1 protein-coding gene is annotated in these 507 nt (G+C 46.2%); it reads left to right on the top strand.

Annotated elements, in window-relative coordinates; all coding sequences use genetic code 11:
• Positions 1 to 254 precede the first annotated feature (254 nt).
• Positions 255 to 507, top strand: a 253-nt coding sequence (locus tag IE142_RS40585) for a hypothetical protein (protein ID WP_229831342.1), incomplete at its 3' end; no start/stop codon positions are given.

Raw genomic sequence — 507 nt, 5'->3', positions numbered from 1 at the left:
AGCTAGCTTCCCGTTGCTAAGATTGGATTGCGAGGTCTAATCGTAGCAACTAATGCACCGATTCAGATTAGCAGAGCCGAAGTGATGTCACAATCATTTCGGCTCTGTGCCTTCTGGAGTATCACAAAAAATTTCCCTCATGTTTTCAACTCGCAACGCTCGCCGCAAGGCGTGAACTTGTTTCACGTCGAGGAAGCGGAATTTCCCGAAAGCCTTATACTATCTCCGTTCACACATCATCGGAGGGGATCACTATGTCTCAATTATTTCGTTTGGCATCGCCAGCAGATTACGAATACATCGAAGAATTAAATTTATGGGAATTGTCATTTGATAAGCGACCAGTGCAAGGCGTTCGTTGTGAAGATCCGATGATCGGCGCAGAAAAATATAATCAAGGGCGTGAAAAGTTTAAGGCGTTAGCGTCACGGCATAAAAAACGCTGGAAACCGAATGGATTGACCTTTTCGGAGTTGATCCGCTGGGCAATAGAGTGCGGAACCCCCG

The sequence above is a fragment of the Streptomyces mutabilis genome (assembly GCF_014649815.1).
In the GTDB taxonomy this organism is placed as follows: domain Bacteria; phylum Actinomycetota; class Actinomycetes; order Streptomycetales; family Streptomycetaceae; genus Streptomyces; species Streptomyces mutabilis.
This window is presented reverse-complemented; position numbering and strand designations above follow the sequence as displayed.